Below are 22,739 nucleotides of genomic sequence, written 5' to 3' on the forward strand. Positions count from 1 at the left end.
ATTATATTAAAGACAATGCTGCCAGCACATACAGCAACGATATCAAAGACATGCAGCCAGGCAACTACCAGTACGATGCCACCGGCAACCTGGTAGCAGACAAGAACGATCACATCAGCTGGACGGTGTATGGTAAAATACAAACGATCCGGAAAGGGGATGGCACGGTGATCGATTACACCTATGATGCTGCGGGCAACCGCATCAGCAAAACGGTTCGCTCGAGTGCAGCGGCCGGCGGAGTAACCACCTGGTATGTACGCGATGCGCAGGGCAATGTGCTGGACGTATATACTGCGGGTGACCAGAACATCAACAACGGCCAGCTTACCCAAACGGAAATAGACCTGTACGGCTCCACGCGCCTGGGCATGCTGCAGGTGAGCAACAATGTAAACAGCCAGCTGAACACCCCCGGTGATGTAATAGCCCTGCCCAATGGCGGTACTGCATTTAACTATACCTTTGTCCGTGGCAGCAAGCTCTTTGAATTAACGAACCATTTAGGCAACGTACTGGCCACGGTAAGTGACCGCAGGCAGCTGGTTAGCCTCAACAACACCACTATCGACCACTATGAACCTGTGTTACTCAGTGCTACGGACTACTATCCCTTTGGTATGGAGATGCCAGGCAGGGTGTATAGTGGTGGTAAGTACAGGTATGGGTTTAATGGTAAGGAGAATGACAATGAGGTGAAGGGTGAGGGTAATAGTTTAGATTTTGGATCGAGGATATACGATTCGAGATTAGGAAGATGGTATTCGACAGATATGCATCCAAAAACATATCAGTCTCCATATTCTTTTGCCAGAAACAGTCCTAATAATATTATCGATCCAGATGGTAATGATGAATTTCATTTTCACTACTTAACAACTTATATACCTGTTACGCAGGCTGGAGCTGATGGCATTCTGCATATAGTTAATAAACCTGTAAATTATACATGGGTTCAGGTTATCAAGGATAATCTCAAGAATACATTCTATGTTCACAAAGACATTGCAAAAGCTAATGGTAGCACTTCTCCATCGACCCCCACACAATTTTTTCCAGATCCAGCTGTAAATGCACCTGCTACAGGTGTGACACGATCGGATCTTTTTGGTGGGATATTGGGAAATGTCAAAGACGATGATTACACAGCACTTCTTAAGATATTGGATAATTTTCCAGAGCTTGAGGGGTATGTTTCACCAGCTTCAATAGGAGGGGCTTCAACAGATAAGAATAGAGCATTTGGGGATAAAGTTTATAAAGATAAAAATGCAAGGGCTACTGCTGAAAAAGAAGAAAGTCAGGTGAATCAGTTGATGATAGGTGTACTCACCTCAGTTGCTGGCGAGCTTGTTTTTGGTGGAACGATGTCAGAGGCATTTGCCAAATTACCAGATGCAGCTAAAATTAATGCTATCAGAATGGCAGCAAATGTGAAAGAGGGGGCAAATATTGCTTTTATCGAGGGAGAAGTTGGAGGGGAAACATTTTCATCAATTGGCATAAGTGGAGAAGCATCTCGTCCTATGGCTGTTGGAAATCCATCAAATAGAGTATTCGTTACAAAAGCAACTGGGGCGAATCAACGCATGTTTGATTCAGAAGTTAAGTTGTTTGAGGATTTTGCCGCAAAGTATGGTAATACACGCGATGTGAGTGGAACAATAAAGATTGTTTCTGAACGTCCGTTTTGTGTGTCATGTTCAGGGGTGACAGATCAATTTCGGAAGATGTTCCCTAATATAAAAGTTGAGGTAATTAATGGGATTAAATAAATTATTTTATGCACACATTTAAAGAAGTATTGGATATTTTATACAAATCTGGAAACTTACTGAAGCCTTGCAAAGAGAGAGAGGTGAAAAGGGTAGAAGAAGAATATGGAGTTAGATTGCCGTCTGTATATATAGAATTTTTGTCAAACATGGGAAAAGGAGCAGGTGATTTTATGTTGGGATCGTCTTGTTTTTACGACGAAATATTTTCTTTAAAAGATTGGGCTGTTGAATTATTGGAGGAGAATGGGTTTCGCTCTCTGCCAGAGAATAGTTTTGTTTTTTGGATGCACCAAGGTTATCAGTTTGCTTTTTTCATGTTAGATGAGGGCGACAATCCACAGGTATTCTTTTATACAGAAGTTAATAGTAACAATAATACTCCTGATTTCATTCTACAAGCAGAAAGTCTTGCAGACTTCTTCTATGAGGAATTGAAGATGTCTGGTATTATCGAATGAATGAACGGATAGCGTTCAAAGGATTACTTAAAATAAAGCCTGTTATTACTGTTACTGGTAGTGACAGGCTTATTATTTATTTTGTTAAGTGGTGGCAGATAGGAAAGGATAAAGTGTGTTAAATTAAATACCAGTATATGAGTTCAGCAGAAGAATATGTAAACATATTTCAGTTTTACGAAGGTTTACTCTCTGGTCATGGAGTAAATGAGTTATTTATGGCTTTCATTGATAATTCGTTTGAAAAGCCCGATGGCGTAAACTATATGTATTCTGATTTAGGTATCCCCCAGACATACGAACAGTATTTGCGATCACAGTCAATACTGGTTCACGGTTCAGGGTTGGTTCAAAAGAAAAGTGAACCATCCAAACTCAATACAGTAGGGCTTTTTCCGTAAAAAGTTCAAAAGTTCATGAACACGGATAAGCGGCCCTTTTTAGAGAGCATCGCGGTGAAAATAGGGTATATAAAAGACAGGTGCAATACATGCTCGGGCATAAATACATTACCAGCACAGCGCATTACGAGCAGCAGGAATTAACCAAACTGGTAGATCAGCTGGCCAAGTTCCTTCCACTTTCTTAAAAGATTAATATTGGGCTGTATAAAGTTCTTTGAAAAACATTTTTTGATTGCAATAGGATAATCATTTAGGCAACGTACTGGCCACGGTAAGTGACCGCAGGCAGCTGGTAAGCCTCAACAACACCACCATCGACCACTACGAACCTGTAGTACACAGTGCTACGGATTACTACCCGTTTGGTATGGAGATGCCAGGCAGGGTGTATAGTGGTGGTAAGTACAGGTATGGGTTTAATGGGCAAGAAAAGTCCGATGAAATTGCGGCTAATACAACTACTGCGGAGTTTTGGCAGTATGACGCGAGGATTGGTAGGAGATGGAATACAGACCCTGTTCCAAAATCAATGATAAGTCCATATGCAACACTTGGAAATAATCCGATAACTTATGTTGATCCCGATGGGGCTGATACCCTTACGTTCACAAAAAATACGACAATTAGAAAGGAAGTAAGGATGAGTGGTAAATTAGATGGAATGCGATCAAAGGTATTGACTCCTGCATCTGTGTCTAGTACTGGCAGGATAGATATTCGCAAAGGAGATGGTGCAGATGTATTTTACTATCAAAAGAATACAACCACAATTGATGAAAGTGGGAATTTGACTACTGTGAATGGCAAGTTGGAGCAATTTAATCCTACTGGCTCTTCATCTAATTTCTATCAACTGGCGGTTGGAGTGGAATTATGGGGTCACAATATGATGATAGGAATGTTTTGGCTATGCTCGCTCCGACATGGCTGCTAAAAGAATATGCAGCTAAATCTCCAAACGGTCCACAGAAATGGGCTTATCAGACGGCCCTTGCTAATCAATCCGATTTACCTTTTATAGCTAGTCTTCGAAAAATACAAGATGCTGTCTATGTTGCTTCTGGGGTTGTGGGGGTTGCAGATTTAGCAATAAGTAATGGGGTTATAGATGTTTTTGGAGCAAACGGGGGATATGGTTTATTGGGCAGGGATGGTTTGAAAATAGGTAATTATCGACTGGATTTAATGTATGCAAATCCGTCGGCTGGTGAAAATGCTGGTACTATATTCTTCTTGAAACAACTTGAAAAAGGTGGCGCACAGTTTCGCTGGGATTATGGAGTACTCCATAAGTCTGGAGAAATGGGACTTCATTCTACGATCAGGTTTCATTGGAACGGAGTTAAATATGGCAGTGCGGCACAAAGAACTTGGTATCCTTCGAGTTTGAAACCTCCTTTTTTTAATACATTAAAATAATGAAAGAAGTAAAGGAACATAACGACAAAAATGGATGTTTGATTTCCATTAAATCTGTTAAAGATACTGATGCTGATAGATTGTACTTTATCAATGTAATAAGTAGGCTTTCGGATTCGGTTAAAGGATACTCTTATTTCCAATTCTCAAGGCCAAACTATAATGTTAGTGATATTATTAAGGAATTACGAATTATTCAGCATACTAATGACAAATTATCTTGTTCGGACGACTACTTTGAATGCGTATTTGTCTGTACAGAAATAAGTGTGAGCTTGCTAAGATGTCTGTCGTTAATTTGGTTTGCATTTGATCATTGCGCCTTTTGCCTTTTTGATACGCCTTCAATTCCGTTGAATATCGATAGGCAATCATGGTATTATATAACATCTATGTCAAGGTCATTCGTTGTTTTTAAAGGAGCCGAAGATGATGTTGTATGGATTGGTAAAAGTAATAGTATCGAATATCCTTTGCTTGTTGATATTACTTGAAATAGAATCCCACTTACAGTTAGTGATAGGGTGGGCTTTATTGCTTCTTAAATTCATGTTTGCAATGAAGCATACTTCTAATACCTTTTTGTAAGGCAAACATGTTAATGAAGAATTTAAATTATGGCAGATGAAAGTTTTAGGTATTATCAAAGAACATGAAACCAGTTTGGTTAAAAAAGGCATCTCCTTAAATGATCTTACAATATTACCCGCAAGCAGTGCTGAGATAATCAAATTATGCGAATATTTGAGTAGCGGTAAAGTAGTCGCTGCTTTTTTGCATTATATTTTTGATGGAGAGAATGCTATTGCTCCGTTAGCCTATTACACTGATGGTGAATTTATTTGGCCTAGTTATTTATCATACTACGTCAATAAGGGTTATTTTTCTTTACTTTCAGAAGAGTTTATTCTCAATGTAAAGGAGCACAACTACATGGTGAAGGATGTGAGTAAAAATGAAAATAAATGAAGCTCAAAAGATCTTGAAAAATGTATTAGTTGGAGGTTAAAATTGCCTTTAGAACATCGCTTGGTTTAAAATAGAAGCCTGTTATTGCTGTTACTGGTAGTAACAGGCTTTTTCATATATAGTTTAGTCTACCCCTATAGAAGAAAGTAGCAACATACCTGTCACAAGAAATTTAATTAGCTTAAACAAAGATTGAAAGCTTATCGGATTATGAAGTGTAGGTGTAAAAATGAAGAAAACGAAAAGTATGCTTTTAACAAAACGGCATAGTATGGGGTACTCTATTAATTATAATTTAGAAATTATCATTAGCATAAATAAAGAGTATTATTGAATACTTTGTTATACAAATAACATTGTTTTTATTTTCCCTTAAGAGAGGAATAATATTTTTGTTTATACTTTATACCTGAAGGAGATAATTTATGTTCTAATACAGGAATTATTAGTATTGATTATAAAGCATAAAAATCCCCTTAACCTTTTAATTAGATTTATTTACATAATCAGCGGTATGCTGAACTGTAATTTTATTACACCATTTCATTACTGCCGTACGTCGGAAAATATTCTTAGTATTTTCTTACACCTCCAAGGAAGCCAAAATTCCTGTTGATTCAGGTCACTCATTACTTTGTGAAATGCTCCTTCCAGTAAATTATAGTTGTAATTTTTTCGATGGTACCGGGGACAACTCCTCGCTATGTATCCCTTTTATTAAAAAGAGTTGCGAATATTAACCCGATGTCTAAGCCTCTCTTACCGTTGGGCCCTCAAGGCTGAAAGTTTATCAAACTCCATCAACTACAAAAATATGATGTAATAAGATAATCACCAATACAATTGAGGAAATTCCAGAATATAATTTAACCAATTTGATTATGCTAAACCAGGTGCTGTTAACTAAAAAGATTAGAAGGTAAATAACTCTTCTGGCTTAATTTTCAATGCTTTAGCTGGCTGATTGATGTATTAACCATGCCATTTTCAATTCTGTACATCTGGCTCAGTTATAGTATGCCCATAAAAACATTCTTTCTCTAAGGGGCCTTTATCCCTTGTATGAAGATGAAATTTTAAACGGGTAAACTTACCTGCTGTATACCTCCTGCATCCAGTTATAATGATGACGATTATTCTTTTTTACCCACTAATCTACTTAGTTATAAATAGCATTAGTAAAATTTTTTGTGCAGACAGGAAATGATGGTACCTCCAGTTCGCTACCCCCACCCGAATTAGATGTCCCGGGTTATTCCTGGGGCCTAATTAATAATCAAAAAACTTATAAGATGGTAACGGTAACTAATTATTTCTCGAGAAATAACAAGGAAGGTAAAGCATTTATATTGCTGGAACTGCAAGGAGATATGGAACTGGTTCAATCACTGGAAACAGGAAAGTTTTATGCTACAGTAAGAAAATGCACCCTTCCTACAACTTTTGATGAGCATACAGCAAAAATGCTCATAGGTAAACAGCTTCCTGGTTCAGTTGAAAGGATAGACTGCCCGGTTTATGACTACTTGCTCAAAGAAACAGGAGAAACAATTAAACTCACCCACACATACGCTTATTCGCCTCAAAGGGAGATAGGTGCAGATAACGTTAAACAGCTAACGAATTATTCATTGCATTGATTTTTCTTTCTTTTTAAGAACTTATGGGGTAGCAAATTGCTGCCCCTTTTTTGTACCCCAAACATTCTTTATGCAACTACAAATTGCCAACAGGCAAAACACAAAAATAAAACTGGCCCTGCAAGGCCCCAGTGGCTCAGGTAAAACCTATAGTTCGCTGTTACTGGCTTATGGCCTGCGCAACAACTGGTCTAAAATAGCCGTAATAGATACAGAAAATCATTCAGCGGAGTTATATGCCCATTTGGGTAGCTTTCAAGTGCTGCATTTAACTGCTCCTTATACACCAGAACGCTTTGTACAGGCTATTGCAGCCTGTGAAAAAGCAGGAGCAGAAGTAATTATTATCGACAGTATTTCGCACGAATGGGATGGGGCAGGTGGTATTTTATCCATTCACAGCGCCATGACGGGTAACAGTTATACCAACTGGGCGAAGGTTACCTCGAGACATAATGCCTTTGTACAGGCCATTTTACAAAGCCCTGTGCATGTAGTCTGTACCATCCGCACCAAACAGGAATACGTATTAACTGAAAAGAATGGCAAACAGGTACCCGAAAAAATAGGTTTAAAAGGCATAACCCGTGACGGCATGGATTATGAATTTACCCTGCTCTTTCAGCTGGATATGCATAACTGTGCAAGTGCTTCCAAAGACAGAACAGGGCTGTTTATGCATAAGCCGAGTTTTGTGATTACTTCTGACACGGGTAAACAACTGGTAGAATGGTGCAATCCGCTCAATGAAACGGCACTTAAACAGCAGATAAGCCAATGCGGCACCCTTAGGGCCCTGTCTGACCTGTACAACGCTTATCCCACTTTACAGGCTGTTTTGCTGGGTGATTTTCAGCAGCGAAGGAAACAGTTAGAAACAGGATTTCATCACAATAATGCGGCTATAAACAGCCACTCCTACACAGGCAACACCTTTCACTGATATGCATTACCAGTTTTATAACCACGAAGTGCTGCTGCTGGTAAACCAGAAAGGAATGATTAAAAAGCTGCACACACCTTTCAGGGTACAATGTACCACTGCTACAGGCCATTTTCCAGCTAATGCGTGGGTGTATGTCGATGAAATCTGCTCCACTGATACAGACAACCTGTGTTTTATCATCGCTGGTAATATTTACCCGCACAGCCATTTCCTGATTCCAGTTAAATTTTAATTCTCCAACTTTTAAAAGATAAGTTATGTCTACTGCTGAAGAAAAACAGCAGGTTTTTGCATGGAAAGACCTTTCCCTGCGATTGCCACCTGATTTCAGCATGGTTTGTACCCTGCTGGATGTATCACCTGAACAGGTATTAATAGAGTTTATGGACAATGTTTCACGCAGGATACCCAGTAAAGGTGATGCTGAACGGGATGCTGCGTTGAACTATATGCTGCACTGTCAGTATGGTAACCACTTATTCAATCCAGCTGATTATACAGCCTTATTTAAAGAGCTGGATGCTATACGTAGCCTCTGGCCTCAACCAAAACTACAAACCGCTGCTTTTATAGATGACTTTGTTAAATGGCGCAGTATCCTGCATAGGAACTGGTTTAACAAATGGTACCAGTTATCAAGAAAAATTCAGTAATCACACAAAACAGTTTATGGAAGTACCCAAACTAGTCAATGAAATAAAATTAACCTATACGCCCAGAAAGCTGAAAAGATGGAGTTATATCAATGCTTCTGCTACAGCAAACAGTATACTGCGCAGCTGGTTTCCAGAAAAGACCATTAATGTGCAGGAGACTTTTGTAGCCCTGTTTTTGAATGCTCAAAACGAGGTAATAGGCGTGCATACCTTTGCTACAGGTGGGGTGTCATGGGTAAATGTAGACCTTCGACTGATTATGGCTGTAGCATTAAAAAGTCTGGCTGTATCTATTATTGTTGCCCACAATCACCCTTCAGGTAATCTTCAGCCTTCTGAGGCTGATAAAGATTTTACCAAACGTATTAAAGAAGCTGCTGGATTGTTCCAGATCAGGTTGCTGGATCACCTGATTGTGGTAGAGGGTGGCGTCTTTTTAAGCATGTGTGATGCTGGTTATTTGTAACATTTTAAATAGGAAGTATGAAAACACAACCACTGAATACCAGTGATCCATTACAATTTGTATGGCAATATGGCGAAGTGCAGGTAGTGGTGATGGGAGGCATCAGGCTGGAAGGGTTGGACAGGCTAAAGTCTACCCTTAAAGTGCAGTATAAACAACAGGTAATCCGAACCAATATTGATTTGTATAATGATATACAGGTAGAGAAGCTGGCCCGTAAAATGGCCGTGCAGTGTAGTCTTGGCACCAGTTTTACAGTAAAATTGCTGGAAGAATTAACCAATGAGCTGGAAGCCCACCGCATTAAAAGCCTGCAACAGCTGGAGGTGAAGAAAGAAAAGAAAGTGCTGTCCAAGGAAGATAAGCAGGAAGCCATTGCTTTTCTAAGCCAGCCAAATTTGTTACAACGTACCAATGAGCTGATAGGGAGTAGTGGCGTAATAGGTGAAGAATTGAACAGGCTGCTGATGTACCTGGTATTTACCAGCAGGAAAAGGCAATATCCTTTACATATTATCAGCCTTGCCGCATCAGGTACAGGTAAAAGTTATTTGCAGGAAAAAGTGGCAGCACTGATACCCGATGAAGATAAAATAGAAATGACGATGCTGTCTGAAAATGCCTTTTATTACTTCGGGCAGCAGGAATTGCGGAACAAATTTGCTGTTGATTGAAGATCTGGAAGGTGCAGCACAATCCCTGTACCCGCTCAGGGAATTGCAGAGCAAAAACAAGCTGACCAAACGGGTAGTTGTAAAAGACCGTACAGGACAAACGCAGACCATTGATGTAACCGTGGAAGGGCCTGTTTGTGTAGCTGGCTGTACGACCAAGGAAAGCATTTATGAGGACAATGCCAACCGCAGTATATTGATTTACCTTGATGACAGCAAAGAACAGGATGCAAGAATCATGCAGCGCCAGAAACAGCAAAGTGCGGGTACTATTGATTACAGGCAGGAAAACAGTATTAAAGCCTTGTTGCAGAATTGTCAAAGAATGTTGGAACCTGTACAGGTAAGAAATCCCTATGCTTTGCAATTGCAGATTCCAGCCGAAGTGTTTAAAGTAAGACGAGCACATGCCCAGGATTTGCAGTTTATTGAAGCAGTAACTTTTTACCACCAATACCAGCGTGTAAAACGCACAGATAAGCAAACTGGTGAACAGTATATAGAAACCAGTTTTGAGGATGTTGCCGCGGCCAATGAGCTGATGAAAGTTGTACTGCTACGCAAAAGCGATGAACTGAACCATGCTACACGGCACTACCTAGAACTGGTAAAGGGGTACCTGCAACAGCAAAGTAAGGCCAGTTTTACCACCAAGGAAATCCGTTCAGCGTACAAACTGCACCCCAGTAACCAGAAACGTTATATGCTGCAACTATTGCAAACAGGCTATATCCAGAAAGTGCAGAATGAGGCAGGTATTGTTTACGAAGTAGTCAGCCATGAGGAATACCTATCTTTACAGGATAGGGTAAAACAGGTGCTGGATAGTGCGCTGGAAAGGCTGAAGGTTCAAGGTTTACCTATAGTTCAGCAGGGTAGTGAACCTTCCAAAACCACTACGGATAAGGGATACAGCGAAAAGTTCAAAAGTTCTTCCAAACAGGCATAAGGCATATTATTTAACCAGTAAGGCCGCTCAGCAATGGGTGGCTTTTTTATTTATCTACTTATGAAACAGTTACCCATTAATAGTGTATCCTTTTTGTACCTGGAGCAGAGTTTTAGAAAGTGGTTATTTATACTCGGGTATGCAACCACCACCACAGATACATTGCCTGTGCATTTACGGGAATTTTTCCATTATCTGGAGCAACGACATATTACTGAAATACTGCTGGTAGAAAACAGGCATGTGCATGGCTTTATCAGCTATCTGGAAAACAGGGCCAGTGATAAAACGGGTGCTGGTTTAAGTACTAGCAGTATCAATAAGATGATTACAGCTGTCAATGCCTTTATCAAATACCTGAACAGTACGGGCAGGCATTTTCTGGATATTAGTCCTGTGCGACCTGCAGGTGATATTAAAATCCCTTCCATACTCACGCAAGTGGAAATACAGCTGTTGTATGACGCCAGTTTTGAAACGGGCAGGATTGATAAAGCCATTGGACAAAGGGACAGGGCTATGTTAGCCGTATTGTATGGCTGTGGACTGCGTAAAATGGAAGCCACCAGCCTGAACATAACAGACATTGACCTGCATAAAGCCCTGTTGCTGGTAAGAAAGGGCAAGGGCAACAAACAATGGTATGTGCCGATAGCAAGGAAGGCGCTGGAAGACATACGGGTTTATTTGCAGGAGGGTAGAGGCTGGTTTTTTGATCAGCATGATACAGGGCATTGGTACAACCAGCGTTATGGACATGCTTTTAAAAGAAAAATACAAACAGACGATGAAGCTTTTTTTGTAAACGGGAAGGGACAGCAGATGAAAAACTTTTACCAACGCTTGCACCTGCTAAGGGATAAAGCTGGAATCCAGCAGCAATTTAGCCCGCATAGCTTAAGGCATAGTATCGCTACCCATCTTTTACAGGGTGGTATGGACATAGAAGAAATTGCCAAATTTCTGGGACATAGCTCGCTGTTGTCCACCCAAATCTACATGCACATTCAAACAGAACACAATGGAGAACTGGCAACATAAATTTACGCTGTACCTGCAGCAGGAAGGTTATGCAGCAAGCACGATTACTGGCCATTTAAATAACCTTTCCCTATTTATAGATTGGGTTACAGGTGAATTGCCTGAAGTAAGCGAAATGGACTATACAACCTTGATGGCTTACGTACAGTATGAACGCAGCAAAGGGCTGCAATCTACTACCATAGCCATCAGGTTACAAAGCATTGGGCATTATTTTGAGTGGCTGAAGGCTGAAAAGGTGATTGAAAAAAATCCCGTTAAAAAGCTGCATATAAAAGCAGGAGAAAAGAAAATTGTTACTGATGTGTTGGATAAAGATGCCCTGAATTTGCTGTACGAACAGTATGTACAGTTAAAATCAGTCGCCAGTAGTAAGTACGCAGATTTTCACCTGCAACACATTGTAATACTCGGTTTGCTAATCTGGCAGGGATTGCATAGTGGTGAACTGGCCAAGCTGGAAGTGGGTCATATTCAGCTCGCAGAAGCAAAAATATACATTCCCTCCATTATGCGCAGCAATAGCCGTGTACTGGCCCTAGCAGCCAAACAGGTCATTACCCTGTATCAGTATTTGGGCAAGTTACCTGCTGGACAGGTAAAGCTATTTAACCGAAACGTAAGAAATGCTGTATTTACACTAATGGGGGAGCTGAAAGGTATCAACCCTGTTGTGCAGAATGCAGCGCATATAAGGAGCAGTGTTATCCTGCAATGGCTGAAAACCCATAACAAAAGGCAGGTGCAGTATATGATTGGCCATAAATACATCACCAGCACAGAGTATTATGAACAGCAAGAATTAACCAAACTAGTAGATCAGCTGACGAGATTTCACCCTTTGGGATAATGGTAAATTTGATTAAATTTGTTGAAAATCAGCAATTATGCATGGAGAAGCAAAAAAATTGCACCTGATCGAGGAAATTCTCAAAATTGAGAATGATGCATTACTGGCCGAGGTAGAAACTGTTATTGCCCGAAGCAAGTTATACACTGTAAAACGCAGAAGCTTTAAGGATTTTGCAGGTATGATGACGGATAGTGAAGTAACTGAGCTTGAAAAAATAATCGAAGAAGGATGTGAACAAATAAACGAAGATGATTGGAAATAAATGTTTGCTGGATACGAGCATTATTGTGCACGCATTCAGGAGTAATAACGATATATCAGAGAGATTAGATGCGATAGAGGATATTTATGTGCCTGTAACCGTAATTGGAGAGCTTTATTACGGTGCTTATAAATCCAATGAAACGCAAAAACAACTCAACAGGCTGCAATCATTCTTACAGAATTGCAGAATCATACCTACCGATGTTTCAACAGCAGATATTTATGGTGCAGTTAAAACTGCCTTAGCCAGAAAAGGCAAACCCATACCTGAAAATGATATGTGGATTGCTGCGGCAGCTATTCAATATGGTTTACCACTTTTTACGTCTGATAAGCATTTCTTAGAAATCGAGGGGATACAACTGGTATAGGTAGTCTGCAACAGTTATTCAAGCGTTTAAGCAGCAATATAATTCCCAACATGATTATTGCTGTTTTTTTTATGTCTGGGTATGGAGTTAACAACAATTTCTTCCCTATCTGCTATACATTTACAGCTGCCTTATAAGTTCTTTGAAAAATAGTTTTTGGTTGCAGTAGGATAACCATTTAGGCAACGTACTGGCCACGGTAAGTGACCGCAGGCAGCTGGTTAGCCTCAACAACACCACCATCGACCACTATGAACCTGTGATAGTGAGTGCTACGGATTACTATCCATTTGCATTTGGTATGGAGATGCCAGGCAGGGTGTATAGTGGTGGCAAGTACAGGTATGGGTTTAATGGGAAGGAGAATGACAATGAGGTGAAGGGAGAAGGAAACCAGCAGGATTATGGAATGAGGATTTAGGATACGAGGATCGGTAAGTTTTTGAGTGTGGATCCGATTAGCAGGTCATACCCCATGCTGAGTTCATACCAGTTTTCAAGCGACAATCCTATTCAGAATATTGACCTGGATGGCTTGGAAAAATTTCCTGTTACGGGAGAGAATCTATCGGGTAATCCTAGAAACTTACCTTCTTCTTTACAGGCAAAAAATACGATAACAGTAGAAAGTCAAAAAGAAGGTAATAGGCGTGAATCTGCAAAGCTTCAGCACATAAATAGTGACTTGGGGCAGCGGGCTATTGAAGCAGCTAACATGCCATCCTGATAATACTTATTTACTTAAAGAACGGGCTAGAATATCAGCAGAATACGCTAAACTGGATCATGAACATGGGCAGGTTGACTTTCCCATAAACCCGATTTTAGATTTTGTTTTAGGAAGCAGAACTCATGGGGTTTATTATGTAAGTGCTGATGGTTATGTGATGAAGGATAGAACCATACCTATGGGAGGAACAGCACCTGTTGATTTTGCTTTTCCGGAAGGATCTGCTGCATCGACCTTTAAGTCTTTCACAGCCGCAGAGGCTGGTTTATTAATTTCAACAGAAGAAGGGATGCAAAGTTTAGATGCAATAGAAGGCATTAAAAAGCTATTTTAGCAAAAGATCTTGAGGTTTGGAAAGAGCCAATTAAAGCATTTGAATATGAGGGTAAAAGCTATTTATTAGATGGTCATCATAGAATAACAGCCTTTTCTCAACTGCGAACAGCGGAAAAAGTAAGTATTGAGATGTTATCTGAACAAAAAGTTCAAAATCAATATAAAGATGTCTTGGAATATATTAAAAAGAAGGAATTTAATACCCCCTATAAAAGATGTTAAGCAATGAGTGAAAAAAATATTGATTTTGAGGACATAATTATGCAGATGGCGGTATATATCAAAAAGTTTCATAGCCATCTTACTATTAAATATCAACTGACCGATATACCTTTTTTTTCGAAGGGAAAGGCATTCCCCAAAAAAGGAGTTGAGGTTATTGATGATATTATGGTCGAATATTGGTTTCACGGAGGCGGTTGTTCATTAAAATGGGGGGAGATAGAAATTCATTATAATACTGACGCATCTAGTAAAAATGAAATTTGCATATCAACTTATCCAGTACGGAAATTTATCCAGACCAATATAAAATTTAATAATTCCGAATATATCAATTATAATAGTGAGGATATTGAAAGAGAATTGGAAGTTTTAGAAAAGAAAGGCGTACTAATGACTAGAAAACCCTATGATTTAGGCATGTTTCACGTTAATGAAGTTTGGTGTGTGATGCGTTCAAATGGCTTGTCGTTTAATGGTGAGAATAAAGATAATATTGATTGGATCTGACGCATTCTATTTGACTGAAATTCAAGCTTGCTCAGAACTTAATATAAGCCTGTTATTACCTTATTGGTAGTAACAGGCTTTTTCATCAATAGTTGGCGTACCCTTATAGGGGGAAATAGCAACATAACTATCACAAGAAATGTGATTAACTTAAAAAGATGGCATGGCTTGTCGGATTATAAAATGCAGGTATAAAAGGAAGAAAACGAAAAGTATGCTTTTAACAAAAGAGTTAGTATGGGGCATTCTATTAATTATAATTTAGAAATTATGCATTATGGAGTTTTTATGGTCTTCTGAAATAGATAAAATATTAAATATAGGTTTGTTGTTAAAAGATGTTGGAGTTAATAATTGGGCGTTGACAAAATCTCAAGCCTTGCATGCAGTTGATGAATTTTTATGCTGCTAGAATACCCATATTGGGAGGAGATATATATGAATGTACAAACAATGTTATGTCATCTAATTATGATAATTGGTATTGCGATAAGTTGCCTGGTGAAGCAACGGATGAATTTTTGAACAGAAGTATTATGAAATCAAAAAATTATATTGAAGCTTACCAGAACAAAGATCCAGACAAAATATTTTTTGTTTTGGTCCCTGCTATCTAAAAGATTAATAAAGGCTGCTGGTATTAAATTTCATTTTGTATATATAAAGCCGTAACGAAAGTTGCGGCTTTGTGTTTAAGCGACAGTACATATCTTTATAAACAGTCGCTAATGCAAGCCTCATTATATTATTTACCAGACTGCAAGTAGGGGCAACTAAGGCAGGTTGCGACTACCATTGCAAAGCTGTAGATCTGAAGGTAATTTGATTCGGGTTTTGCCAAAAGTTAGTTGGAAAATAGTGAGTGCGACGGACTACTATCCATTTGGTATGGAGATGCCTGGAAGGGTGTATAGTGGTGGTAAGTACAGGTATGGGTTTAATGGTAAGGAGAATGACAATGAGATGAAGGGTGAGGGGAATAACTTAGATTTTGGGGATAGACTTTATGATTCTAGAGTCGGAAGGTGGTTAAGCGTCGATGCAAAAGCTAAAAAATATACGGCGTGGTCTCCATATAACTTTGGTTTGAATAATCCAGTTGAAAATATCGATCCGAACGGAAATGATGTAATACCATCGAATTTAAAAGTCTATAGATATTCCGACGGATCAATAAAGGTAGTTGGAGTAGTAAAAATTTCAATACAAATCATAAACTTGTTATCAAAATCGAATAATGATGTGAATATAGAAACTTTGCGTAGCACGACTGAATCAAATCTTATAAATTACTTATACGGAAATGTTTCTGGGAATCAAACAGCTCCATTTTCAACAGAAATGGGAAGATTAAATACAATAAAGACGGCAAGATGAGTGATAGAAAAGTAACCTATGACATTAAAGTAGATGTAAGTGTAAAGATTATTGATTCAAAAGATAAAATTGACAATAAGACACCCTTATTGGCGATTGTTGACGACTTGGGCTTTTCATCGAATGGCGCTAAGGAATTAGATGTTGCACAGAAGCCAGGAAGAGTTGCTCTACTTGAGGAAAATGATCTAGCCAATCCATCCAGAAAAGATTTTGGTTTAAAAAATGCGCTACACGAGGTTTTGCATTTGTTCGGAGCTAATCATCACTCGGTGATGTTAGGGGCAAATGAAGTTTTTAAAAGTGACAAGGACGTAATGAACTATGAGCCGAATACAAGTTACGAATTGCATGATGAACACAAAATGAAAGTTTGGGTGAGACCTTTTTCTGGAATCAAATTTGGAAAACGGTTACTGAAAAAGGCGATTTAGTACCTGAAAAATATAGCACAAAAACTAGAGATGAGTTAACAAAATTCATTGAAGCAAAACATGCCACAACGACAAAATAACATTATATCGCTAATTGTTTTTACTCCGATACTTTTCCTTGTTATAGCTTGTAACTCGGATATTTCATTAAAAGATAAAGACGGGAAAAAGTTGGCATATAAATATTGTTTATCATGTCATAATTACACAGAAAGCAAATCTCTTTATTCACCAACTATCTTACAAATGTCTACAATGGATTCTGCTATATTCAGATATAAAATATTGTCGCTTAAGTTAGATAGCAATCATAAAGGTGTTTTGAAAGGTGTAAGCAAGCAAAATGTCGAGGCCATTTTCCTCTTCATAAGACATGAAAGAGGATATGTTGAGGAATCGTTTAAGTAATTTTTAAGGTTTTGCCTGCGTTACTCGTAGATCAGCTGGGTAGGTTTAACCCTTTGGGATAGTGCATTTAAATTTGTAATGCGTTAAAAAATACCTTATGTATACGGAAGCAAGAAAGATATATTTGATTGAAGAAGTACTGCAGATGACCGATGAAGCTACTTTAGCTGAATTGGAAACGGTGCTGCATAAATGAAGTGATGCTGGCCATAATCAAAAATAGCAGCGACAAAAGATAAAAAGCCTTCTATCCTTGATTTTGTGGGTATTCTTTCCAAAAAAGAGAGCAAAGAGATGAGAAAAGCTATTGAAGAAACCTGTGAAACAGTTAATGCTGATGACTGGAAGTAAATTTTTGATTAATACTAGCATCATCATAGATGTGTTTGATGGGAACAATGACATTGCGGAGAAAATCAATAAACTGGGTGGATTCTATATATCGTCCATCGTACTCGGGAAATTGTACATTGGTATTAATCGAGTAGACAATAAGACCAAGCACTTGAAAAAGCTGAATGATTTTTACAACTTTGTTCAGTATGGGAAATCGACAGTGATACCGCTAAATGGCATGGAGAAATTGTTGCCATACTTTATAAAAAAGGCAAACCCATTCCATTAAATGATATTTGGATTGCAGCAACTGTCTTGCAACACGATCTTACATTAATTCACGCGATAAGCATTTTAAAGAGATAGAAGGTTTAAAGCTGAAAAGTTGGTAGCCTCAATATTGATTATATTTAAACAGCATTTGTACCCGAACGGGTAAAATGCTGTTTTTTTATGTCTACATGGGGGCAGGTTATAAGTTCTTTAACACCATCATCGACCACTACGAACCTGTGGTGATGAGTGCTACAGATTACTATCCTTTTGGCATGGAGATGCCAGGCAGGGTGTATAGTGGTAGTAAGTAGTAAGTGCAGGTATGGGTTTAATGGGCAGGGAAAGTCTGATGAAATTGCGGCTAATACTACTACAGCTGAGTTTTGGCAGTATGATGCAAGACTTGGCAGGAGATGGAATACAGATCCTGTTCCAAAGTCAATGATAAGTCCATATGCAGCACTTGGAAATAATCCAATAACTTATGTTGATCCGTTAGGCAATGATTGGTATGAACAACGACTTTGGTTAAAAAAAAGGGATATTTACTTTCAGGAAATAGACAAGGAAGTTTTTTCGGATGGAGATACAGAAAATAGAGATAATAGAATGATTAGCATTGATAAAAAGGCATCTTTTGTTAATGAGCGAATTCGGGAATTGATCAATAAAGCTAAAGTTGTTTCCAGGCATAAATAAGGAAGGCGTGGGTATCTGCACAACTATCTTAATAAAAAAACAATGTACGATTGTATGTTTTTTCGTTATTTGCACCCTCAACTTAACTTAAAAGACAATACTTTATGGGGATGCGAATGGCCCTTTTGCTGATTCTCGGTTTGGTAGGATTTGCTGTGCCTCTGACCGCACAGTTTACATACACTATCAAGGCCGACAGTGTAAAAATTACCAATGAAAACTGCAGTGCGGAGCTGATTATTGAAAATAGCACCAAAAATGTGGAAGGTTTTCTATTCAACTACGGCAAAGGCAGAACCCGTTTCAGGGATGCAGGTGAATTATACCAACCAAAGGAAGATCAGCGGCTGAGTACCAATAACAGCCCGTCTTTTTATACCGAAACCTTAACCAGCGGTGTATTACACTTTGTAAATGCTTCAAACGATATCCTGGCAGATGGGTCTGATCCCGGCATGAGTTATTTTAACTACGTGAAATTCCGGGCACAAAATAACAGGGGAGCAGGCTTGCAGCTGGTACCTGCTGTTAATGGCATACAGCTTCCTTATGCTTTTGATTTCAATGCCACTACAGATGGGGCCAACTCTTTGAAAATTATAGGTGACGGCGGCAATGGTTATCATGTAATCTCCTCCTGCGGCAGCCCGTCCGGCGGAGCATGGGGGCTGGCGATACAAATGAGTTCTAATGGCGTGCCTATGGATCGTGGGGCAGATGTAATACGAATAAACACAGACAAGAGTTTGTATTTACCGCAGATAGGCGCGGGGTACCTGGTGGCAGATGCTTCGGGTAGAATTTCCACCGTATCATCCCTGCAGAAGACCAATGCCAGCCTGGTGTCTGCACCAATGGTAACCAGTGGTTCTTATTCACCAACAATCCTGTCGGGTAGCAATATTGCCAGCTCATCTGTTTTGGAAGCAACCTATACACAAATAGGTAACATGGTACATGTAGCGCTGCGTGTAAATATTGCTGTTACTTCGACCAATGCCCAAACGGTGTTCGCTTTCAGTTTACCCACTACACCAATTGCCGGCTCAGGTACAGGAGTAATTACAGGCGATCCATCTGTTAGCCTGAGCGGTGGTATGGTTGTAGCGTCGGATGGCTCAGCCGCACAAGCCATGTTTACGGCCAATAATACTACAGCTAAAACTTTTTGTATTTTGTTTGATTACGCTATGTAGCACAAAAGGCATATTGTTGCTTGCTTCTGATCAATTAGCAAAAATAAAAGTCATAATTCCATCCCTTGTTCTTCGGGATGGAATTATGACTTTTGTAATAATATGACAAGACTACCACAAAGTGCTATGGCAGATACCACAAATAAATTGCATTAACAACATGTAGTTGAACGGAGGCTCACGATTTTACTGCATTCAGGCAACAGCACAATACAACAGCCGACAATCCAATACAATTATATTTCATTGTAATAATTTATTAAGGCATCTTCTTCTTTAAATCCGCCACTTCCTGCTGAAGGGTCGCCACTTTCTGGTCTTCTTCCTGCAGGGCTTTTACCAATACAGCTACCATGTCTAAATAATTTACTGCTTTATAGGCGGTAGAATCATTGTTGATGTAGTTTTTCTGTTCAGTAACCAATAAGGGAAACTGTTGCTCTACTTCCTGGGCAATCAGGCCTGTACGTGTTGCCTTGCTTTCCTGGGTATATTTGTAACTAAAATCAATTACGCTAAGGCGAAGTAATTTATCAAGTGCAGGTTGCTCAGGCGTTACATTTTCCTTGAGCCTGATATCAGACAGGCAATAGACCGGATAAGGCAATATGATTGTAGTACCATTGCGTTCGTTTTTATAGTTGAACAAATAGCCCGTTACATCTTTAGTGCTGTTGTTTAATAATAATGCGATTTTATGATTGTTGTTAACAATTTTTATACTGTCAGCCTTGGTCTTACAGGTAAACTGGGCTGCGGCGCCCAGGTGCATTGCGCTTAAGGCAATTGCGGCTGTCCATTTAAAAGAGTATTTCATATACAGAATTGATAAGTTCGTTAATTGTTATTACCGGGCAGACTGCTCTTTGGCAGCTGTCAGTTTTATGTCATATATGTCTTCAGGCTTTATCAAAACCCATTTGCTGGTATAAGCCAGGTTGCCCACACCTGCTACTGTATTGCCATTCGGTAATTTGTATGATTTGGTAATGATAAATCCGTCTACCCAGCTCAGGAACTGGTCGGTATCACCCCTGGCAAAAAGCACAATACGGGCTTTGGCTGTATCACTTACCAGGGTTAGCTTAAGGTCTACGGTTTGTTGCAGACTGTCGGTACCTGTACTGCTTTTTTTCGAAAACTGGGCCCGCAGGCAAATAGGGAGTAATAGTAATGCAATACCTGCTATACTGATTTTTTTCATACATGTATCGGGTGAAATAATTTCGAAAAGGGTTTGCCGGAAGGAAAGCCTTCATACGGGCAGGGCGGCAGGCAAATTTTAGAAATAACCAATAGAATATACATAAGGCAGGTTGAGGTTGAAAATTTTGTAAATAAAATGAATAATTCAATAACACAAAAAGAAAATGTGAATTAAGGCTTTTTATTATTATGCGCACAGGCTTTGCTTTCTTGGTTGTGCTAACGGTAATGGTTCTTTTATAAAAAGAACGGCTTGTTTTCTTTTTTTGTAAGGAAAAGCATTTATTTGTAGATAATTCAACCTAAATCACATGAAGTCCCTGCTTTTCGCTCCCTATCTTAATATCATAAACCGGCACCCATTGCTCATCCTATCATTAAGTAATACTGTGTTTTACCAATAGTTGTGCTGGCAGAAATAACAATAGCTGTTACATCCAAATTTTTATAATAGATCGTTTAATCAATACCAATGAATGCAAAAATTATATTTTGTTGCGTGCTCGCTTGTGTGATGATTTGTAAGGCGAAGGCCCAGTGGATCGGTTACCCTCCTGGCTCTGATACCAGTAAAGCCTGGCGTACCGGGGATGTGGTAATAGGCGGCGCAGCGCCGCAAAATGCAAAACTTACCGTTACAGGCAACATCGTACAAACGTCCAATAACAATTACTTCAACACCGCTCGTTTATATATGCAGTCCCCTGGGGCTATACCGGCAAATGGTCAAACTTATGCAACTTTTGCTGGTAACACCTTCTGGAACAATGACAGCGCCAAATGGCAGATCGCCAACAGTGATCTTACCCATTTCGGTATGATGCGTTTCAGTGCTACCGGGATCAACTTTTACACACAAACGGCCGCCACAAGTGCACAATGGCTCACAGAAACAGACCTCGCTTCTATGCTGGCCCTTACCATGCAGCGTGGCGGAAATGTAGGCATAGGTGTTCCGGTATCGCAGGCCAAATTGCATGTAGGCGGAAACGGATCGCCCATTGATACTATCGCTCAATTATCTGCCAATATGGTTATACAAGCCAGTACCGGCGGGCGCACTACCGATCGCGGGGCACAACTGGAATTTGTATTGCCTTCTTACTCAAACGGCACCAATTTCTGGGGACAAGGGCGTATTATCACGGTAGCCGGAGATAATATTCATGGCAATGCAGTTGGTAAAATGATCATCGGCACAAGGCGCAAGTTTAACAAGCTGGGCACCGGTTCCGACTGGTACTATGGCGATGATATTGTGATAGATGGCAAAGGTAACATAGGCATAGGTACCTTAACACCGTCTAAAAAATTCACGATGGCTTACAGCGGTACACAGTTGAATTCAACTACTCCTATAACCAGCGAGATGGTTGTGCAGGCAAGTACTGCAACCAGGAGTGTGGATACGGGTGTTGCATTGGAATTTGTGTTGCCGGCAAATACAGATGGTACTAACCTGTATGGGCATGCCCGCATTTTTGCACAGGCAGCCAATAATACCAACGGCAACGCAGCCGGTAAGCTGGTGCTGGGTACACGCAGGAAGTATGATAAAATAGGTGCCGGCAGTTTGTGGTATTATGGTGATGACATCACTATAGATGAAACAGGCAACGTAGGTATCGGTACCCTGAAACCGACGGGTAAACTTGCTGTGAACGGCATCCTATTGGCCAAACAGGTAAAAGTATCGCAAAGCGCTGCTAACTGGCCTGACTATGTGTTTACACCCGGCTATCAGTTGCCTTCGCTTGACAGTGTAGCCCAATATATCAGTGAAAACAAGCACCTCCCCGAAATGCCTGATGCAAAAGAAGTCGAGACGAATGGTCAGGATGTTGGCAAGGTTCAGCAGCTGATGCTGAAAAAAATGGAGGAGATGACCTTGTACATGATTGATATGCAAAAAAGGATAGACAGGCTGGAAAATGAAAACAGGGAATTAAAAGCCAAATCCAATAACCAACATTAATCATTCAATAAGACTGACCGATTATGCCAGTAAATAAAAGCATACGGGGAATACTGCCGCTAGCTTGCTTAACGCTTGCTTTCTCAGCTGCCAGGGCGCAAACCTAATGGCCGAGTAATACCGAAAATTCTGATACCGCTGCTATC

29 protein-coding genes are annotated in these 22,739 nt (G+C 39.7%); 27 read left to right on the top strand and 2 right to left on the bottom strand.

Going from position 1 to position 22,739, the window contains the following annotated elements; all coding sequences use genetic code 11:
* From DXN05_RS10250 to DXN05_RS24925, 26 genes are all read left to right on the top strand, one after another.
* Window positions 1–1,775 (top strand): deaminase domain-containing protein (locus DXN05_RS10250; protein WP_317125870.1); only part of this gene is annotated, 1,775 nt, incomplete at its 5' end.
* Between the two features lie 8 nt (window positions 1,776–1,783).
* Window positions 1,784–2,236, top strand: coding sequence for an SMI1/KNR4 family protein (locus tag DXN05_RS10255; protein ID WP_116847169.1), 453 nt, complete (start codon window positions 1,784–1,786; stop codon window positions 2,234–2,236).
* 137 nt (window positions 2,237–2,373) lie between these two features.
* The gene (locus DXN05_RS10260) at window positions 2,374–2,637 is read left to right on the top strand and encodes a hypothetical protein (RefSeq protein ID WP_116847170.1); all 264 of its coding nucleotides are present in this window, start codon (window positions 2,374–2,376) and stop codon (window positions 2,635–2,637) included.
* A gap of 316 nt (window positions 2,638–2,953) precedes the next feature.
* Window positions 2,954–3,574: an RHS repeat-associated core domain-containing protein gene (locus DXN05_RS10265; RefSeq protein ID WP_262511501.1), complete on the top strand. Its 621-nt coding sequence runs from the start codon at window positions 2,954–2,956 to the stop codon at window positions 3,572–3,574.
* Window positions 3,550–4,059, top strand: coding sequence for a hypothetical protein (locus tag DXN05_RS10270; RefSeq protein WP_116847172.1), 510 nt, complete (start codon window positions 3,550–3,552; stop codon window positions 4,057–4,059). The genes DXN05_RS10265 and DXN05_RS10270 overlap by 25 nt, the downstream gene beginning before the upstream one ends.
* Window positions 4,059–4,553 carry a hypothetical protein gene (locus DXN05_RS10275; protein ID WP_116847173.1) on the top strand — a complete coding sequence of 165 codons (495 nt, stop codon included), beginning with the start codon at window positions 4,059–4,061 and terminating at the stop codon, window positions 4,551–4,553. Before DXN05_RS10270 ends, DXN05_RS10275 begins: the two co-directional genes overlap by 1 nt.
* 130 nt (window positions 4,554–4,683) lie before the next feature.
* Complete coding sequence (locus DXN05_RS10280) at window positions 4,684–5,028, top strand: hypothetical protein (protein WP_116847174.1); 345 nt, start codon at window positions 4,684–4,686, stop codon at window positions 5,026–5,028.
* A 1,292-nt stretch (window positions 5,029–6,320) separates the two neighbouring features.
* Window positions 6,321–6,668: a hypothetical protein gene (locus tag DXN05_RS10285; RefSeq protein WP_116847175.1), complete on the top strand. Its 348-nt coding sequence runs from the start codon at window positions 6,321–6,323 to the stop codon at window positions 6,666–6,668.
* A 70-nt stretch (window positions 6,669–6,738) separates the two neighbouring features.
* Window positions 6,739–7,611 carry an AAA family ATPase gene (locus tag DXN05_RS10290; protein WP_116847176.1) on the top strand — a complete coding sequence of 291 codons (873 nt, stop codon included), beginning with the start codon at window positions 6,739–6,741 and terminating at the stop codon, window positions 7,609–7,611.
* Window position 7,612: 1 nt separating this feature from the next.
* Window positions 7,613–7,846 (top strand): hypothetical protein, encoded by a 234-nt coding sequence (locus tag DXN05_RS10295; protein WP_116847177.1) that lies wholly within the window; start codon window positions 7,613–7,615, stop codon window positions 7,844–7,846.
* Between the two features lie 25 nt (window positions 7,847–7,871).
* The gene (locus DXN05_RS10300; protein WP_116847178.1) at window positions 7,872–8,267 is read left to right on the top strand and encodes a hypothetical protein; all 396 of its coding nucleotides are present in this window, start codon (window positions 7,872–7,874) and stop codon (window positions 8,265–8,267) included.
* 16 nt (window positions 8,268–8,283) lie between these two features.
* Entirely contained in the window at window positions 8,284–8,736 is a 453-nt protein-coding gene (locus tag DXN05_RS10305; RefSeq protein ID WP_158559205.1) for a JAB domain-containing protein, read from the top strand.
* A 17-nt stretch (window positions 8,737–8,753) separates the two neighbouring features.
* Window positions 8,754–9,410 (top strand): hypothetical protein, encoded by a 657-nt coding sequence (locus tag DXN05_RS10310; RefSeq protein WP_116847180.1) that lies wholly within the window; start codon window positions 8,754–8,756, stop codon window positions 9,408–9,410.
* A complete protein-coding gene (locus tag DXN05_RS10315) occupies window positions 9,403–10,359 on the top strand; it encodes a hypothetical protein (protein ID WP_147313885.1) in 957 nt (318 codons plus the stop codon). Before DXN05_RS10310 ends, DXN05_RS10315 begins: the two co-directional genes overlap by 8 nt.
* A gap of 60 nt (window positions 10,360–10,419) precedes the next feature.
* On the top strand, window positions 10,420–11,400 hold the full coding sequence (locus DXN05_RS10320; RefSeq protein WP_158559206.1) for a tyrosine-type recombinase/integrase: 981 nt from the start codon (window positions 10,420–10,422) through the stop codon (window positions 11,398–11,400).
* Window positions 11,381–12,250, top strand: coding sequence for a tyrosine-type recombinase/integrase (locus DXN05_RS10325; protein ID WP_116847183.1), 870 nt, complete (start codon window positions 11,381–11,383; stop codon window positions 12,248–12,250). Before DXN05_RS10320 ends, DXN05_RS10325 begins: the two co-directional genes overlap by 20 nt.
* A 37-nt stretch (window positions 12,251–12,287) precedes the next feature.
* Window positions 12,288–12,515 (top strand): hypothetical protein, encoded by a 228-nt coding sequence (locus DXN05_RS10330; RefSeq protein ID WP_116847184.1) that lies wholly within the window; start codon window positions 12,288–12,290, stop codon window positions 12,513–12,515.
* Window positions 12,502–12,888: a type II toxin-antitoxin system VapC family toxin gene (locus tag DXN05_RS10335; RefSeq protein WP_116847185.1), complete on the top strand. Its 387-nt coding sequence runs from the start codon at window positions 12,502–12,504 to the stop codon at window positions 12,886–12,888. The genes DXN05_RS10330 and DXN05_RS10335 overlap by 14 nt, the downstream gene beginning before the upstream one ends.
* A gap of 680 nt (window positions 12,889–13,568) precedes the next feature.
* Entirely contained in the window at window positions 13,569–13,952 is a 384-nt protein-coding gene (locus DXN05_RS10340; protein WP_116847186.1) for a hypothetical protein, read from the top strand.
* A 227-nt stretch (window positions 13,953–14,179) separates the two neighbouring features.
* Window positions 14,180–14,686, top strand: coding sequence for a DUF6896 domain-containing protein (locus DXN05_RS10345; protein ID WP_116847187.1), 507 nt, complete (start codon window positions 14,180–14,182; stop codon window positions 14,684–14,686).
* Between the two features lie 277 nt (window positions 14,687–14,963).
* Window positions 14,964–15,098: a hypothetical protein gene (locus tag DXN05_RS25135; RefSeq protein ID WP_262511499.1), complete on the top strand. Its 135-nt coding sequence runs from the start codon at window positions 14,964–14,966 to the stop codon at window positions 15,096–15,098.
* Between the two features lie 46 nt (window positions 15,099–15,144).
* Window positions 15,145–15,303 carry a hypothetical protein gene (locus tag DXN05_RS25240; RefSeq protein ID WP_394337518.1) on the top strand — a complete coding sequence of 53 codons (159 nt, stop codon included), beginning with the start codon at window positions 15,145–15,147 and terminating at the stop codon, window positions 15,301–15,303.
* A 241-nt stretch (window positions 15,304–15,544) separates the two neighbouring features.
* A complete protein-coding gene (locus tag DXN05_RS10355; RefSeq protein WP_262511502.1) occupies window positions 15,545–16,063 on the top strand; it encodes an RHS repeat-associated core domain-containing protein in 519 nt (172 codons plus the stop codon).
* Window positions 16,060–16,497 carry a hypothetical protein gene (locus tag DXN05_RS10360; protein WP_116847190.1) on the top strand — a complete coding sequence of 146 codons (438 nt, stop codon included), beginning with the start codon at window positions 16,060–16,062 and terminating at the stop codon, window positions 16,495–16,497. The genes DXN05_RS10355 and DXN05_RS10360 overlap by 4 nt, the downstream gene beginning before the upstream one ends.
* 1,287 nt (window positions 16,498–17,784) lie before the next feature.
* Window positions 17,785–18,216: an RHS repeat-associated core domain-containing protein gene (locus DXN05_RS10370; protein ID WP_158559207.1), complete on the top strand. Its 432-nt coding sequence runs from the start codon at window positions 17,785–17,787 to the stop codon at window positions 18,214–18,216.
* A gap of 104 nt (window positions 18,217–18,320) precedes the next feature.
* Window positions 18,321–19,412, top strand: coding sequence for a hypothetical protein (locus DXN05_RS24925; RefSeq protein ID WP_211330020.1), 1,092 nt, complete (start codon window positions 18,321–18,323; stop codon window positions 19,410–19,412).
* A 259-nt stretch (window positions 19,413–19,671) separates the two neighbouring features.
* Here DXN05_RS24925 and DXN05_RS10380 read toward each other — a convergent pair whose 3' ends face one another.
* Window positions 19,672–20,229 (bottom strand): tail fiber domain-containing protein, encoded by a 558-nt coding sequence (locus DXN05_RS10380; protein ID WP_116847193.1) that lies wholly within the window; start codon window positions 20,227–20,229, stop codon window positions 19,672–19,674.
* Window positions 20,230–20,259: 30 nt separating this feature from the next.
* A complete protein-coding gene (locus DXN05_RS10385; protein ID WP_116847194.1) occupies window positions 20,260–20,616 on the bottom strand; it encodes a hypothetical protein in 357 nt (118 codons plus the stop codon).
* 474 nt (window positions 20,617–21,090) lie between these two features.
* Between DXN05_RS10385 and DXN05_RS10390 the strand changes: the two genes are divergently transcribed.
* Window positions 21,091–22,593 carry a hypothetical protein gene (locus tag DXN05_RS10390; protein ID WP_147313887.1) on the top strand — a complete coding sequence of 501 codons (1,503 nt, stop codon included), beginning with the start codon at window positions 21,091–21,093 and terminating at the stop codon, window positions 22,591–22,593.
* Window positions 22,594–22,739 lie beyond the last annotated feature (146 nt).

This window comes from Deminuibacter soli, from assembly GCF_003412455.1.
Classification (GTDB): domain Bacteria; phylum Bacteroidota; class Bacteroidia; order Chitinophagales; family Chitinophagaceae; genus Deminuibacter; species Deminuibacter soli.

Bases quoted from the DNA above. Each gene is read 5' to 3' on its own strand.
- DXN05_RS10255 (WP_116847169.1), top strand. From the start codon at position 1,784: ATGCACACATTTAAAGAAGTATTGGATATTTTATACAAATCTGGAAAC.
- DXN05_RS10260 (WP_116847170.1), top strand. From the start codon at position 2,374: ATGAGTTCAGCAGAAGAATATGTAAACATATTTCAGTTTTACGAAGGT.
- DXN05_RS10270 (WP_116847172.1), top strand. From the start codon at position 3,550: ATGCTCGCTCCGACATGGCTGCTAAAAGAATATGCAGCTAAATCTCCA.
- DXN05_RS10275 (WP_116847173.1), top strand. From the start codon at position 4,059: ATGAAAGAAGTAAAGGAACATAACGACAAAAATGGATGTTTGATTTCC.
- DXN05_RS10280 (WP_116847174.1), top strand. From the start codon at position 4,684: ATGAAAGTTTTAGGTATTATCAAAGAACATGAAACCAGTTTGGTTAAA.
- DXN05_RS10285 (WP_116847175.1), top strand. From the start codon at position 6,321: ATGGTAACGGTAACTAATTATTTCTCGAGAAATAACAAGGAAGGTAAA.
- DXN05_RS10290 (WP_116847176.1), top strand. From the start codon at position 6,739: ATGCAACTACAAATTGCCAACAGGCAAAACACAAAAATAAAACTGGCC.
- DXN05_RS10295 (WP_116847177.1), top strand. From the start codon at position 7,613: ATGCATTACCAGTTTTATAACCACGAAGTGCTGCTGCTGGTAAACCAG.
- DXN05_RS10300 (WP_116847178.1), top strand. From the start codon at position 7,872: ATGTCTACTGCTGAAGAAAAACAGCAGGTTTTTGCATGGAAAGACCTT.
- DXN05_RS10305 (WP_158559205.1), top strand. From the start codon at position 8,284: ATGGAAGTACCCAAACTAGTCAATGAAATAAAATTAACCTATACGCCC.
- DXN05_RS10310 (WP_116847180.1), top strand. From the start codon at position 8,754: ATGAAAACACAACCACTGAATACCAGTGATCCATTACAATTTGTATGG.
- DXN05_RS10320 (WP_158559206.1), top strand. From the start codon at position 10,420: ATGAAACAGTTACCCATTAATAGTGTATCCTTTTTGTACCTGGAGCAG.
- DXN05_RS10325 (WP_116847183.1), top strand. From the start codon at position 11,381: ATGGAGAACTGGCAACATAAATTTACGCTGTACCTGCAGCAGGAAGGT.
- DXN05_RS10330 (WP_116847184.1), top strand. From the start codon at position 12,288: ATGCATGGAGAAGCAAAAAAATTGCACCTGATCGAGGAAATTCTCAAA.
- DXN05_RS10335 (WP_116847185.1), top strand. From the start codon at position 12,502: ATGATTGGAAATAAATGTTTGCTGGATACGAGCATTATTGTGCACGCA.
- DXN05_RS10345 (WP_116847187.1), top strand. From the start codon at position 14,180: ATGAGTGAAAAAAATATTGATTTTGAGGACATAATTATGCAGATGGCG.
- DXN05_RS25135 (WP_262511499.1), top strand. From the start codon at position 14,964: ATGGAGTTTTTATGGTCTTCTGAAATAGATAAAATATTAAATATAGGT.
- DXN05_RS25240 (WP_394337518.1), top strand. From the start codon at position 15,145: ATGTCATCTAATTATGATAATTGGTATTGCGATAAGTTGCCTGGTGAA.
- DXN05_RS10360 (WP_116847190.1), top strand. From the start codon at position 16,060: ATGAGTGATAGAAAAGTAACCTATGACATTAAAGTAGATGTAAGTGTA.
- DXN05_RS24925 (WP_211330020.1), top strand. From the start codon at position 18,321: ATGGGGATGCGAATGGCCCTTTTGCTGATTCTCGGTTTGGTAGGATTT.
- DXN05_RS10380 (WP_116847193.1), bottom strand. From the start codon at position 20,229: ATGAAATACTCTTTTAAATGGACAGCCGCAATTGCCTTAAGCGCAATG.
- DXN05_RS10385 (WP_116847194.1), bottom strand. From the start codon at position 20,616: ATGAAAAAAATCAGTATAGCAGGTATTGCATTACTATTACTCCCTATT.
- DXN05_RS10390 (WP_147313887.1), top strand. From the start codon at position 21,091: ATGAATGCAAAAATTATATTTTGTTGCGTGCTCGCTTGTGTGATGATT.